Origin of the sequence: Psychromonas sp. MME1 (assembly GCF_041080865.1) — a bacterium.
Taxonomy (GTDB): Bacteria; Pseudomonadota; Gammaproteobacteria; order Enterobacterales; family Psychromonadaceae; genus Psychromonas.
This window is the reverse complement of record NZ_CP160906.1, coordinates 2,510,993-2,525,364: the sequence shown is the minus strand read 5'-3', so window position 1 is coordinate 2,525,364 and position 14,372 is coordinate 2,510,993. Positions and strand designations below refer to the sequence as shown.

Below are 14,372 nucleotides of genomic sequence, written 5' to 3'. Positions count from 1 at the left end.
ACAGTTAGTTTTAAATTACTTAGTATTAAGACTCAACGGGTTGGCTTACTTTTTCAGTTGATTCTTTAAAGACAAAAACAGCGATAATTAATGCAGCAAAAGTTGGTAGAAACCATGCCATTCCCTTCTCAAACAAGGGTAAAAAATCAAAGTTATGCATATTCACACCCGCAACTTTTAAACCATCCAATAGCCCAAAGAAGAGGGCGATCGATATTACAAAACGATAGCTCAGTTGCTTCTTGCTAATAAAGCCACTTAATAAGGTTAAGGCAACCAGTGCAATCGCCACGGGATAGATAATAAATAAAACAGGTACAGATAAACTGATAAGTTGACTTAAACCGACATTGGTTACCAACGCACATAATGCACAGTTGATGATGACTAAGCGGCTTCTATTCCAATTGGGTTTTAGGGTCACTAAAAACTCAGCCATCGCGCTGATTAAGCCAACTGCGGTCGTTAAGCAGGCTAATCCAACGACTAAGGCGAGTAAAATTAGCCCTTTGGTATTAAATAGTGCTTGTACATAAAGAGCGATTATTTCGCCGCCATTGCTGACATTACCGGCAATTCCTTGGCTTGTTCCACCTAAATAGAAGAGTGATAAATAAACAAAAGCTAACCCAAAAGCTGCAATACTGCCTGCCATAATGAGATATTTATATTGTGCTTTCTTATCATCAACGCCCTTTGATTTGATAACGTTAATAATTAATATGCCAAAAACCAAAGCGCCTAGCGTATCCATTGTGTTATAGCCTTCTAAAAAGCCTTTCATAAATGGATTATGAATATATTCTTGGGTGGCACTGCCTAACTCTGCAAGTGGGGTAGTAAAAACGGCGACGGATAGGATAATCAATAAGATAATTAGTAACGGCGTGATCACTTTACCAATCATATCTAATAATTTACCCGTTGATAGTGATAGGTAACCTGTGATTAAAAAGAACACAATGGAGAAGATCGCTAAACTCGTTGCATCCGGGGTTGCTAAAAAAGGAGAGATGCCTATTTCATAGGCGACTAATGCCGCTCTTGGCGTTGCGAAACTTGGGCCAATAACAATAAATACAGCAAGCGCTAATAGTGTTGCCGCTTTACTCGGCAGATATTTTGCCATCTCAATAATACCGCCTCCTGCTTTTGCGACTGCAATTAAGGAGATCAGCGGAAGGCCTACGGCAGTGACTAAAAAACCAAGTGTTGCTGGCGTTAAGTTTTCTCCAGCCATTGCGCCTGCCAGTGGAGGGAAAATGATGTTACCTGCCCCTAAAAAAAAGGCAAAATTCATGAAGCCTAAAGCGAGTATATCAAAACCCGATAAACGATTTTTCATTCAATATTCCTGTTGCATTCATAGCAAATCCTATAATTATCTAATTACGGGAGTTGATACTGTTTATTAAAAAAGAGGTAAACCATCAATGCACTGAAATATTTTATGCGTCATCCATGAGGTAAGAAATTATGTGCGAATCAACCTACTCGTTGTGTAGCTCGTCAATTATTAGTAGAGCGAAAGAGGACATTTTTACCATAATTGTAATTATTTACTAGGGGGACAAAAGAGCAAAAGAGATAATGAAATTTAAATGACCAATTAACCATGAAAGTGAAGTGGTTAACTGCGCGTTTTAAGCGGGTATTTATTCAGGTAGTAATAATTAAAATTATTGGCATCTATCTAATTAATAGGATAAATTTCAGTTGTAATGGGCATTTTTGTTTTCGTTGAATTGCATAAATATTTGAAATGTAAGTTCATTTTTAAAAATTATTTTGATTTATTTTTGCTCTATATTTTTCTTTTCAACTATCTACATTGTCTTGCAACCGGAGAGGGGCCATATAAGGTATTGCAACAATGCAGGAAGTAAATGATTATCCGTTTCGCATCTTTAAGTATCATGGCTATAGCATGGCTAGTTGTAGATGGGTGTTTACAAAACGTTAACATATTTCAAACTTAGGCAACATTATTCCCTAGTTTCCAGTCTAAATTTTGGTTAGAATCGATTCCTCTCAAAAATCAAATGGATTTTAACCTATCACTATTTAATTAACTGTAAAGGGCTTTTACTTGTTAGGTTCAAATAGTAGATTTCAGATTAATTTGTAAAGGCTAGGTTTTAATGGATATAAAAACGGTAGATGTCCTGCTTGTTGGTGGTGGAGTCATGAGCACAACGCTAGGTATGATATTGACACAACTTGATCCATCATTAAAAATTTTAATGGTTGAGCGATTGGATCATGTCGCCCATGAAAGTACACATGGATGGAATAATGCCGGTACTGGTCATGCGGGATATTGTGAATTGAACTATACCCCTCAAGGTGATGATGGACGTGTAGATATTGATCGCGCGCTAGCTATTAACGCTTCCTTTGAAGTGACTTTGCAGCTTTGGAGTTATTTGGTAGAAAAAAATATTTTACCAAACCCGAGTGAATTTATTAACTCTATTCCACACCAAAGTTTAGTTTGGGGGGAAAAGATGTGGCATTTCTTCGCCAACGCTATGAACGCCTCAGTGCTCATCATCTATTTAAAGATATGCAGTATAGTGAAGATCCTGAGGTGATCCGTGGGTGGATGCCATTGGCAATGAGTAAACGCGACACTAACCAACCTGTCGCTGCCACGCGTGTTAATTATGGCTCCGATGTCGACTTTGGTGCATTGACCCGCAATATGGTTAAAAATCTGCAACAAGCCCCGAACTTTGAATTACTATTGAATTTCAATGTAACGCGCATCAAACAGCATGATAATGGTCATTGGGCGGTACGTGTTAAAGAACGGACAGGCAAGCATTCTGCATTGATCGATACCAAGTTTGTTTTTCTTGGTGCCGGTGGCGGGGCATTACCCCTGTTACAAAAATCGGGTATTCCTGAGCGTAAGGGGTACGGAGGTTTTCCCGTGAGTGGACAGTGGTTGGTTTGTCGCAAACCTGAGATTGTTGAACAACATCGCTCAAAAGTGTATGGAAAAGCGCCGATTGGCGCACCTCCCATGTCTGTGCCTCATCTTGATACGCGTATTATTGATGGCAATCCTGCACTATTATTTGGCCCTTTTGCTGGCTTTACCACGAAGTTTTTGAAAAAAGGATCGAAAATGGATCTGTTTGGATCCATTACAGGTACTAATTTAAAGCCTATGCTATCAGTTGGTTCAAAGAATATAGATTTAAGCCATTACTTAATAAAAGAGTCCTTACAATCTCATAAAGATAGAGTAAAAGCGTTACGTCATTTTTACCCGGAAGTTAATAAAGACGATTGGACATTAGCGCAAGCTGGCCAGCGTGTAATGGTTATTAAAAAAGATAAGAATGGCATAGGCAAACTTGAATTTGGCACCGAATTGGTGACCTCTCAAGATGGTACGTTAGCGGTATTGTTGGGCGCTTCACCGGGAGCTTCAACAGCTGTCCAGGCGATGGTCAATGTGGTTGAAAAATGTTTTACAGATAGATTTGAAGAAGCTGACTGGAATAAGACGATGGTGGAGATGATCCCTTCATACGGTCAGTCACTTATCGAAAATGAAAAATTATTGAATAAAGTTAAAGCAAAAACATTAGCTACCTTAGGATTGGTCTAATACCATTGCGCATAATATTGTGATCAGGGCTTGTTGAGGAAAAATAATGGAGAGCAAGGCGCATGATTGAGTAATTACTGGCTATTGCGATTGAATGCAACGTAGCTATCTATTATTTTAACCAACAAGATAGATCAGATACTTATGCGCAATGGTATATTCACTGTTACGCTTTTTATTTTATGGGTGAAAAATGGTTAATATTGAAGTATGCATTGATAATATCGAATCTTTATTTTCAGCACAAAAGGGGGGAGCGGATCGCATCGAACTATGCAGCTCTCTTGCGGTGGGGGGATTGACGCCAAATCATGGTTTGATCGCCTTAGCACTGAAACATGCCCATATCCCAATTTACACCATGATCCGTCCGCGCGATGGTGATTTCCTCTATTCCAGCCTTGAAGTCGAGATGATGTTGCATGATATTCATCATGCCAAAACTCAGGGAGTTCAAGGTGTTGTTCTGGGGTGTTTAAATAAAAATGCGCAAGTTGATAGAGATATTTTACGTAGTTTAATGAAAGAGGCGAAGGGGGTTGGTGTAACCTTTCATCGCGGCATTGATTGCTGCGCTGATGTACATGAAGCATTGGAAATTATTCTTGGTGCAGGTTGTGAACGCGTATTAACCTCTGGTCTTGCAAATAATGCTGTGAACGGTGCAGAGACTATTCGTAAAATGGTTCTACAATGTAAAGGTCGATTATCTGTGATGGCCGGGGCGGGGGTTAATGGTGATAATGTCGCAACAATAATTAATAAAACAGGCGTTAACGAGGTGCACTTATCAGGTAAAACGCCACGTCAAAGCGACATGGAAACGATAGTCGCCTGTGCGACTTTACCTGAATTTCAAACGATTAGTGTCACTAAAGCCGAGAATATAGCAGCAATAAAGAGCGCTATCGCAAGGTGATCTATAATAACTATTTACAATGAAAGGGGTTATTTGTATGCAGTCAGTTACTAAAAGAATTGGTGTATTAACCGCGGGCGGCGATGCGCCGGGGTTGAATGCCGCGTTAAGAGGTTTGGCAAAAAGTGCACAAAATAACTACGGTATTGAAATCGTTGCTTTTTTTGATGGTTATAAAGGATTAGTTGAAAATAATGCCAAGTTAATGGAACAAGCTGATTTTTCAGGCATTCTACATACGGGGGGGTCTATACTAGGTAATTCACGTGAACGCCCCTTTAAAGATGAAGAAAAAGTCGAAAAGATGATTAAGCATTATAATGACTGGGAGCTTGATTGCCTGGTTGTACTCGGTGGCGGTGGAACGGCTAAGCGAGGGTATTGGCTAACTCAAAGGGGCTTAAATGTCATTGCCTTACCCAAAACCATTGATAACGACCTTTATGGCACCGATATTACCTTTGGTTTTCATACCGCCCTTGAATTTTGTACCGACGCGGTGGATCGGTTACACACTACGGCACATTCTCACAAGCGCGTATTGATTGCTGAAATTATGGGCAACACGGCTGGTTGGTTGGCCCTCTATGCCGGCATTGCAGGTGGTGCGGATGCCATACTTATTCCTGAAATTCCCTATGATATTGAGAAACTAAAAGAGCATATTGATAAACGCATCGTCAATGCCAATTCACCCTTTTCTGTAATTGTCGTGGCAGAGGGAGCAAAATCCCTTGATGAAGCGGAGTTAACGAAAAAACAGTTGCGTAAGAAAAGAGCCGCTGAAAATATCAGTAGTGCTGCCTATAAAGTTTCCAATGAACTAAATGCCATTTCTAATTATGAATCGCGAGTGTCGGTACTTGGATACCTGCAAAGAGGGGGGGCTCCTTCTGGTTATGATAGGGTGCTGGCAACGCAATTCGGCACTAAGGCCGCCGAGCTTCTTTTTAAAGGAGAGTATAATGTGCTTGTTGCTACCGATGGCCTTGAAGTTGTCACAGTGCCCCTTGAAAAGGTCGCTGGGAAAACGAAACGGGTACCGCTAGACCATTTATCTGTGCAATCTGCTCGTCAAACAGGCATCTCTTTTGCCGATTAATTTTATCGCTTTTTATCAATAACAGACTGACGCCTCAGTCTGTTATTATCTTTTTGCTCTGATTTATTCTGCGCCTCCACTATTGATTTATCGATCTATACTCATACCAATCGGAATAAATCGCTGATCTATTCTACTGGTTAAAATAACTTACTTTTTTGTTGTAAGTTTCGCAAAGGGAACAACCAGTTGCGTCAACTTACGCCACAAATTAAGTCATTTTTCCTGTGCAAAATTTAGATCACATACTTAATCCGATTGGTATCATTCTATATTTGCCACTATTTAGAGACACTAAGGAGATATTATGAGTCGTCAACATCATGGTTTATCACTGGGTATGGTAAGGGTGGATGAAGAGTTTATTATTGTTGTTAAAGCAATAGGAAAGCTGAACCACGCGGATTACCAAGTGTTGTCACCGATGATCGATTCGGCATTGCAAAAAGTGATGTCATCGAGCGCCAAGGTTTTGGTTGATATTAGTGAATTTGAAGGGTGGGAGCTGCGTGCTGCTTGGGATGATTTTAAGTTAGGATTAAAGCATGGCGAGAGTTTTTCTAAGATTGCTGTTTACGGTAATAATGAGTGGCGAGCGTTAGGTATTAAAGTGAGTGAATGGTTTGTCTCCGGAGAGATTAAAGCCTTCGATGATTATGAGGCAGCCATGATGTGGCTACAATATTAATTTAGGGGGGATTTTACTTTTAACCGAAGCATAATTTTTATATTGTATGAAATAATATAAACAGATAATAGAGTATGGATATGCCATTAAAAACAGATGAATTACGTAGTGAAAAACTAGATTACTTGATTACCCCAGCTGAACTCGCTGAAGTTTCACCAATATCCGATGTCGCGGCTGGCGTGGTTACTCGAGCTAGGCGCGAGGTGGAGGCGATATTATCGGGAGAAGACCCTCGTTTATTAGTGATTGTTGGGCCTTGCTCGATTCACGATCCAGAAGCTGCGCTAGAATACGCGAAACGACTCGTAAAATTAAAAGATAAATACACCGATCAGCTCTGTATAGTTATGCGTACCTATTTTGAAAAGCCCCGCACTATTGTTGGCTGGAAAGGTTTGATCAACGATCCTGATTTAGATGGTAGTAATAATGTTAATAAGGGAATTAAGCTGGCTCGTAAATTGTTAGTGGATATAAACGAATTGGGGTTAGCGACAGCCACTGAATTTTTAGATATGGTAACAGGTCAATATATTGCTGATTTAGTGACTTGGGGAGCTATCGGAGCTCGAACCACAGAAAGTCAAATTCATCGTGAAATGGCATCGGCGCTCTCTTGTCCAGTTGGTTTTAAAAATGGTACCGATGGTAACTTGCAAATTGCCATTGATGCGATACGCTCAGCGAAGGCGCGTCATATTTTTTATTCACCGGATAAAATTGGTCGTATGACTATTTATAAAACGGCAGGTAATCCCTATGGGCATCTTATTTTACGTGGTGGAAAGGTGCCTAATTATAGTAGTGAAGATATTTCCGATGCGGCTATCGCTTTAGATAAAGTTGGTTTAAGTAAACGTTTGGTTGTCGATTTTAGTCATGGTAATAGTCTAAAACAGTTTAAAAAACAGTGGCAGGTTGGTCATGATATTATGCAACAGATGCGTTCCGGCAGCCCCTTTATTGCTGGCGTGATGATTGAAAGCTTTATTGAAGAGGGTAATCAGTCGGTCGAAGATGGCAACGCGCTCGTCTTTGGTAAAAGTATTACCGATGCCTGTATTAGTTGGGATGATACAGATGCAATGCTTGCTGAATTGGCTGAGGCTAGTCGAGAAAGAATGTCATAATTAATAAAAAACCGCTCACTTGAGCGGTTTTTTTTGGACTAAAAAGAGCAATGTAAATTATGGTTTTGCTTGTTTTAGCATCTGCCAATACTTTTCATAAATCGCATTAGCTTCACCGAGATCGCTATGGTAAGTCCCTTTTTTGATAACATCCGCAGGTGGCACAACCATTGGATTGTTACGCATATCTTCACTTAATAAAGGGATCGTCGCTCTATTTGGGGTTGAATTACCGATTTCTTCAACGATGATTTTACCAATTTCAGGGCGTAGTACAAAGTCGATAAATTTATGTGCATTTTCAACGTTTTCAGCGCCTTTCGGAATCACGAAACTGTCTACCCAAAATGTCACCCCTTCACTTGGATAAATGTATGTCACTGTGCCTAATTCAGCTTGTGCCATATAGGCTTCACCATTCCACATTACGCCCATCGGTACGTTGCCTTGAATCAGAGGGCCTTTTGGTGAATCAGATAAAAACAGCTTAACATTCGGTAATAATTCCACCAAAGCTTCATAGGCTTGACGGATTTCATCTTCATTTTTTGTGTTGTTTTCAAAGCCTTTAACTTTTAACCCCATTAAGAAAATGTCACGAACATCATCGAGTAATAGTATTTGATCTTTAAACTCTGGTTTCCAAAGATCCTTCCACGAAGTAATGGATTTAGGATCTATCTCTTCGTTATTGACCGCAACCGCCGTACTACCCCATAGATATGGGATACTATATTTGTTCTCCGGGTCATAAGCTTGGTTTAATAAGCTTGGCTCTAGGTTAGCTAGATTTTTTAACTTAGATTTATCAAGTGGTTGTATCAGATCAGCACGCTTCATTCGCTCGATAAAATAGGTTGTTGGAATCGCTAAGTCATAACCTTTACCGTTAACTAGCTGTAGCTTAGCAAACATCGTTTCATTACTATCAAAGGTAGCAACTTCAACTTTAATACCCGTTTCTTTAGTAAATTGTTTTAGGATTGAATCTGGAATGTAATCAGCCCAGTTATACAGTACAACTTTTTCTTCCGCGAGCGCTGAAAAACTGATCAGCATTGCCGCTGTAAGTGTTAACCATTTTTTCATTATTAATTTCCTTTTTTACGCAGCAATAGTTGCGATATTACAATTAAGACTACCGAACCAACAAAGAGTAGGGTAGAGATAGCATTTACCTCTGGCGAGACACCAACACGCACCATGGAATACACTTTAAGTGGTAATATTTCATAGCCTGGTCCCGTGACAAAGGAACTTACAATCACATCATCTATCGATAAAGTGAAACTTAACAACCAACCCGATGCTACCGCTGGTAATATCATAGGTAGGATAATTTTATTAAATACTTGCCATTCATTAGCGCCTAAATCTCGTGCCGCCTCAGTCACCGCCATATCCATCCCCTTTAAGCGAGAAAAAACACTAATAATCACAAAGGGTAAACAGAAGGTAATATGGGCAATTAATAGAGAAATATAGCCTAATTCTATTCCTAAGCTAACAAATAGAATAAGTAGCGCGATAGCCATTACGATATCAGGTGTCAACATACTCACAAACACCAATGAAGATACCGCTCCTTTGCCATAAAAACGGTAACGTTGCAGTGCAACCGCCGCCAAGGTGCCAATCACCGTTGCCGCCGTTGCGCTAGTAATACCGACTTGCAAGGTATGCCAAGCGGCTTCCATTAGCGAGTCATTAGTGAATAATTTATCGTACCATTTAAAGGTAAAACCACTCCATTTATTACCATAACGTGACATGTTAAAGGAGTTAACAATTAAAATTAAAATCGGGGTGTATACATAGCAGAGCACCAAACCGATGAAACCTAATTTAAAAATCCGAGTCATTGATGCCTCCTTCGCGGTTCGACATCTTCGTCGCACGGTAATAAAGCCAGAGCATAAATGATAATAAGAAAATCATTAACATGCTCAATGCGGCACCAAAGGGCCAATCACGTGTTTGGATAAACTGATTTTTGATGACATTACCTAATAATGAATGTTTAGATCCACCTAATAGATCCGCCACAAAGAACATTCCCATCGCTGGGAGTATGACCATTAAACAACCCGCGATAATGCCCGGTGATGTTAATGGTAAGGTGATGCGTAATAAACGTTGCGTCGCAGTCGCCCCTAAGTCTTTGGCGGCATCGAGTAATTTAAAATCCAACTTCTCCATTGATGAATAGATGGGTAAAATCATAAAGGGGAGGAGGATATAACTGAGCCCAAAAATAACGGCAAACTGGCTATATAGCATATCTAATGGTTTATCAATAACGCCAACAAATTGCAGCGCTTCATTAATAAGCCCCTTTTTACCTAATAAAAATTGAATGGCATAAATGCGCACCAAAGAATTGGTCCAAAAGGGAATGATTAATAAAAATAGAATAATACCCCGCCAACGCTGCGGCAATCCCATTAGGCACATTACAAAGGGGTAGGCGATGACCAAACAGATCACCGAGGTGATCAGTGACATGGAAAGCGAATCCCATAACAAGGTAACAAAGCTTGGGTCAAATACACCTTTCCAACCATCTAAACTAAACTGATATTTAATTAAAAAATCAGCGTCACGGGTTAGAAAACTGGTCACTAATACCATTAGACTAGGCACTAAAACGAACAGCGCTAGCCAGCTTGTTGCAAGGCCTATTGCCCAGAAACGAAACTGATTAAATTGTTTGTTCATAAGGCAACACCACTTCCCAACCAGTAATCCATTGCAGCGCGACTTTTTGCCCTAGACGATAATCAAAGTCGGGATCATCTTCATCAAAAAACTCACTTGCGATGACCGTCGTGCCCGTTGATAAGCGAATATAAGAGTCTAAGGTTTTACCTTTATAGTTACATTCGTAGATATGGCCATCAATATGTACCGTTTCTTTTGCCAATTCAGGTTTCGTTAGACGTACATCTTCAGGGCGCAGTAATACATGCACTTTATCGTTGGCTGCAAAAGGGTAGTCGGTTTGTACGACCCAATCGGCCCCTTCTGCGATCACTTCCACATGCTTTTCATCAATTCGACGTACAACGTGGCCATCAAACTGATTAATTTCACCGATAAAACGTGCCACGAAAAGGTTCACAGGCGTTTCGTATATTTCACGAGGTGTACCAATCTGCTGTACTTTGCCTTTGTTCAAAACGACAATCCTATCAGACATGGAGAGCGCTTCTTCTTGGTCATGGGTGACATACACGAAGGTTATTTTGAGTTGGCGTTGTAACCGTTTTAACTCAATTTGCATCTCTTGACGTAGTTTATAATCGAGCGCACTTAATGACTCATCGAGCAATAATAATCGTGGGCGATTAACCACAGCTCGTGCAATAGCAACACGCTGTTGTTGACCACCGGATAATTGATGCGGTTTACGTTGTGCAAAACTTTCTAAGCGCACCATACGTAGCGCTTCAAGCACGCGCTCTTGAATTTCCGCTTTCGGCACTTTATGCATTATCAAGCCAAATGCCACGTTCTCATAGACGCTCATATGAGGGAATAAGGCATAGCTTTGAAATACCGTATTGACTGGGCGATGTTCTGCTTTAAGAATAGATAGATCTTTTTCATCGAGCAGTATTTGCCCTTGATCTTCTTGCTCAAAGCCAGCAATGATGCGTAAAACGGTCGTTTTACCACAACCAGATGGGCCTAATAAGGTGAGAAATTCACCATCGTAAATAGTCAGATCTAAATCGTCTAACACCGTATTATCGGCGAACGTTTTACTGACCCCTGATAGTTGTAAAAGAGGTTGGCACTCTGTCACTGTCAATATTCCAAAAGTCTAGCCATAGTGGCTGTTAAAATCAGCTTAAGTATTGTTGTTACTTAAGTGTGTAATTAGCTCAATAGCCTTCATTGAGTTAACATTTCCATCAACAATATAGCTTGCAAAAAATAATAATATAATGCTCTTTCGTGCCGTTAATTGTTGGCCGATTGTACCGTGATATTAGTCAAATTCAATAAAAAAAATCAAAGCAAATAATAATGTTTTTATTTGTTATTTCCCTGCAAAATATCAATCACTTTAGATACAAATACTCGCCATTTATTGGTAGGTCGGATATAGTGTTTTTTGACCGTTTCACCTTGATTTAAAAAAACTATTTAATTTAATATCAATAAATTATGAATCATTTTTTGATTGAAGGTTATCGCACTACGAATGAAAAATTCTACAACCTCGTTAGTTATATACCCATGATACTTCAAGATGCAAAGTCAGCAAGAAAAAGCGTACCGCGATGCGAGGCATAAAATAAAAGTATAGTAGTTCTACATAGATATTTTATAACAAAGCAGATTGGTGCTATTTTCCTTGTCCTACGGGGCGCTAGCTCGAAAACCAGTGTTGCGTTGTAACACTCAAATAGTGAATGACAATTATCTCTCGTTACGTCTTGCTCAGGTATCCGAGCTCGCGCCTGACAAAGCATATTGAGGTAACATGGGTATATAGTTTAATATTACTTAATATGTATTAAAGAGATTTAGTTTATGTATGAAGAAAATTTAACCCTTATTGTCGAAAAGGGGCACGCCGCCTATGAGTGGGCAAAACGTCAATCTGATGCGGTTAGTGCTTTTGGGCATATTGGAACTCATATTGATTGTTATGACTCCGAACCAGAAAAAAATGATTATGAGGTAGAGGTAGTAACGGTTAATTGTACAGAAAAGATGCCTTCAGTGGATGATTTAGTTTCTCTGGATATGTCAGGCAAAGCGCTCATTCTTTTTACTGGGAATGTTGAAAATAATAATTATGGAACCCCTGAATATGGCTCTATGGATACTACCCTGTATAGTGATGTTCTTGACTTCATACTTTTAACCCCTCCGCTTTTCATTGTTATCGATAGCTATGGCATTGGAGCCCACGGAGATGAGCACATTGGCTTTGATAAAAGGTGTGAATCAAAAGGATGCTTTGTTATAGAAAATGTCAACTTATCACTTGCGACTACTCCTTCGTTACGGAAACTAAAGATATCATTTGATAAATTATCAAAGTCGACAGGAAACCGATGTCAGGTTATAGCTGTTTATCCCTAATAAACATTGATAGGACTGGTTGCCGATGCCGCTATACTAGTTTCATTTTTAAGCCCGCGTTTTAATTGTATGTATACTACACTCTAGGTTGAGCCTCACTTGTAGGGGCTTACTAATATGATTATCAGCTCTGATTCCAGCCACTTCCTGTGGAGCACAAATTCTCTTATAAGATATTAATAAACGCAGTATAAAGTGTGCCATGTAAACTAAGCACAACAGTTCAAGGCTTGAGGTAATATAGATATGAGGGGAAATATGCTAAGGCTAACTATCGTTTTTTTAATGTTTACCGTATTTGCTGTAAGTGCAAAAAACCTGAAATTTGCTGTTGTTCCAAAATATTATAGTGTTTTTTTTGATGAAAGTGGAAAGGGGTGTCAAGATGCCGCTGCGCAAATCGAAGGGGTTGAATGTATATACCGTGGGCCTGTTCAAGGAGATGTCAGAATACAGGACAAAATTATAGAAGAGTTACTCAATGAAGGTGTTGATGGAATTGCCGTCGCTGTTACTGAGTCTCGTTTCTTAGCTAAAAGTAGCATGCAAAAAGCTAAAAAATTGGGAATTCCTGTTATCACTTATGATTCTGATTTTGATACAGTTACCCTAGAAAAATATGACAACTTACGTTTGGCTTATATAGGGACAAACAATTTTGAACTAGGTAAGGCTTTGGGGGAGCAATTAAAAAAAATACGCCCCGCTGGTGGAACGCTTCTTATTCAAACAGGAAGACCCGATTCGCCCAATTTAAACCTAAGAATTATGGGGGTGCGCTCCGCTCTATCTGGAAAAGAGTATCAGAATCCTCCCGGTGAAATACTTAAAAATGATTTAGGATGGACTGAAGTGCGCCTTCCGATCCCAAATTATGACAATATCAACCGCTCTGTTAAACAGCTAGAGTCAATGCTTAAAGTACCGTCTAATAAGGTTGATGCATTTATTGCCGTTGGTGGCTGGGTACAAAATGATGCCCCCCTATACCGCACCATGATTGAACCGTTTAAAGATAAACTTGAGCGCAAAGAGATAGTGCTTGTTATTTCGGATGCATCTGAAATTCAGTTAAAGATGCTAGGAGACCATCTTGCTCACGTGAACATTGGTCAAAAGCCTTATGAAATGGGCAGGCAGATAATATTTACACTTCTTAAAATTATTGAAAAACAAAAGTACGAGGAAGTTATTTATACTCCGTTAACCTATTGCACACAGGATTCTTATGAAACTTGTTCCAAATAAAAGATAATTTGCAAAGGCTAGCTAGCGCAACCTGCTTTTTATTATGCTAAACAAGGTACCCTCGGCTCTAGTTTGTGCGGTGTCAATCGCTCAGTATTACGCCTCTATTTATTTAAAGATATTTAGCAAAATAGTACATCAATATTTTGTGTAATGGCTGCTAGTATTGTCTTTTTTTAAAGTGACTTATTTTCCCGCTGTCACTGACTATAACCCCTTCCTTTTCAAGAAGCTCCCTTTGTCGTATAAAGGCTTCCCCCATAAGGGATATTTTTCCTTGGCTATTGACCACTCTAAACCAAGGTAGCTGACTATCTTTAGGTAACGCGGATAATACTCTTCCGACATAGCGAGCATGATTCGGGTATCCGCAAAGTGTCGCGAGTTGACCGTAACTAATTAATTTACCTGCTGGGATTGCTGCTAAGTTTGCGTATAAACTGCTTTTAAATTCATCCACACGATTGCCTTTATTTTTTATTGTAGTGAACTAAACCTCACCTTCACTCGTACTCTTTTCTAAGCCGTCTCTATTTATACCAATCGGATTAAGTATGTGA

At 39.6% G+C, this 14,372-nt stretch carries 12 protein-coding genes and 1 pseudogene; 7 read left to right on the top strand and 6 right to left on the bottom strand.

The genetic code is table 11. The features are described 5' to 3' along the window. Positions 1-25 precede the first annotated feature (25 nt). Positions 26-1,345 carry a branched-chain amino acid transport system II carrier protein gene (gene brnQ, locus AB2N10_RS11540; protein WP_369433870.1) on the bottom strand — a complete coding sequence of 440 codons (1,320 nt, stop codon included), beginning with the start codon at positions 1,343-1,345 and terminating at the stop codon, positions 26-28. A gap of 796 nt (positions 1,346-2,141) precedes the next feature. Here brnQ and mqo point away from each other — a divergent pair. The 5 genes and pseudogenes from mqo (at position 2,142) to AB2N10_RS11515 (ending at position 7,464) form a co-directional block, all read left to right on the top strand. Continuing rightward, positions 2,142-3,622: pseudogene (gene mqo, locus AB2N10_RS11535) on the top strand (malate dehydrogenase (quinone)). Between the two features lie 193 nt (positions 3,623-3,815). After that, positions 3,816-4,541, top strand: a complete 726-nt coding sequence (locus AB2N10_RS11530; protein WP_369433869.1) for a copper homeostasis protein CutC — start codon at positions 3,816-3,818, stop codon at positions 4,539-4,541. A 37-nt stretch (positions 4,542-4,578) separates the two neighbouring features. Further along, positions 4,579-5,643, top strand: coding sequence for an ATP-dependent 6-phosphofructokinase (locus AB2N10_RS11525; protein ID WP_354625433.1), 1,065 nt, complete (start codon positions 4,579-4,581; stop codon positions 5,641-5,643). 307 nt (positions 5,644-5,950) lie between these two features. Beyond that, positions 5,951-6,331: an STAS/SEC14 domain-containing protein gene (locus tag AB2N10_RS11520; protein WP_354625434.1), complete on the top strand. Its 381-nt coding sequence runs from the start codon at positions 5,951-5,953 to the stop codon at positions 6,329-6,331. Between the two features lie 80 nt (positions 6,332-6,411). Next, complete coding sequence (locus AB2N10_RS11515; RefSeq protein ID WP_354625435.1) at positions 6,412-7,464, top strand: 3-deoxy-7-phosphoheptulonate synthase; 1,053 nt, start codon at positions 6,412-6,414, stop codon at positions 7,462-7,464. Positions 7,465-7,521: 57 nt separating this feature from the next. Here AB2N10_RS11515 and AB2N10_RS11510 read toward each other — a convergent pair whose 3' ends face one another. From AB2N10_RS11510 to potA, 4 genes are read right to left on the bottom strand one after another with little or no spacing between them, the layout of a single operon-like run. Further along, entirely contained in the window at positions 7,522-8,553 is a 1,032-nt protein-coding gene (locus AB2N10_RS11510; RefSeq protein WP_369433868.1) for an extracellular solute-binding protein, read from the bottom strand. Between the two features lie 2 nt (positions 8,554-8,555). After that, positions 8,556-9,326, bottom strand: a complete 771-nt coding sequence (gene potC / locus AB2N10_RS11505; protein WP_354625437.1) for a spermidine/putrescine ABC transporter permease PotC — start codon at positions 9,324-9,326, stop codon at positions 8,556-8,558. Next, entirely contained in the window at positions 9,310-10,182 is an 873-nt protein-coding gene (gene potB / locus AB2N10_RS11500; RefSeq protein WP_354625438.1) for a spermidine/putrescine ABC transporter permease PotB, read from the bottom strand. The genes potC and potB overlap by 17 nt, the downstream gene beginning before the upstream one ends. Further along, positions 10,166-11,272 carry a spermidine/putrescine ABC transporter ATP-binding protein PotA gene (gene potA / locus AB2N10_RS11495; RefSeq protein ID WP_354625439.1) on the bottom strand — a complete coding sequence of 369 codons (1,107 nt, stop codon included), beginning with the start codon at positions 11,270-11,272 and terminating at the stop codon, positions 10,166-10,168. Before potA ends, potB begins: the two co-directional genes overlap by 17 nt. A gap of 734 nt (positions 11,273-12,006) precedes the next feature. Here potA and AB2N10_RS11490 point away from each other — a divergent pair. Further along, the gene (locus AB2N10_RS11490; RefSeq protein WP_354625440.1) at positions 12,007-12,564 is read left to right on the top strand and encodes a hypothetical protein; all 558 of its coding nucleotides are present in this window, start codon (positions 12,007-12,009) and stop codon (positions 12,562-12,564) included. A gap of 246 nt (positions 12,565-12,810) precedes the next feature. Continuing rightward, positions 12,811-13,812 carry a substrate-binding domain-containing protein gene (locus tag AB2N10_RS11485; protein WP_354625441.1) on the top strand — a complete coding sequence of 334 codons (1,002 nt, stop codon included), beginning with the start codon at positions 12,811-12,813 and terminating at the stop codon, positions 13,810-13,812. 160 nt (positions 13,813-13,972) lie between these two features. On the opposite strand, the gene AB2N10_RS11480 is transcribed toward AB2N10_RS11485, so the two are convergent. Further along, positions 13,973-14,272 carry an MGMT family protein gene (locus tag AB2N10_RS11480; RefSeq protein ID WP_354625442.1) on the bottom strand — a complete coding sequence of 100 codons (300 nt, stop codon included), beginning with the start codon at positions 14,270-14,272 and terminating at the stop codon, positions 13,973-13,975. Positions 14,273-14,372: the final 100 nt, after the last annotated feature.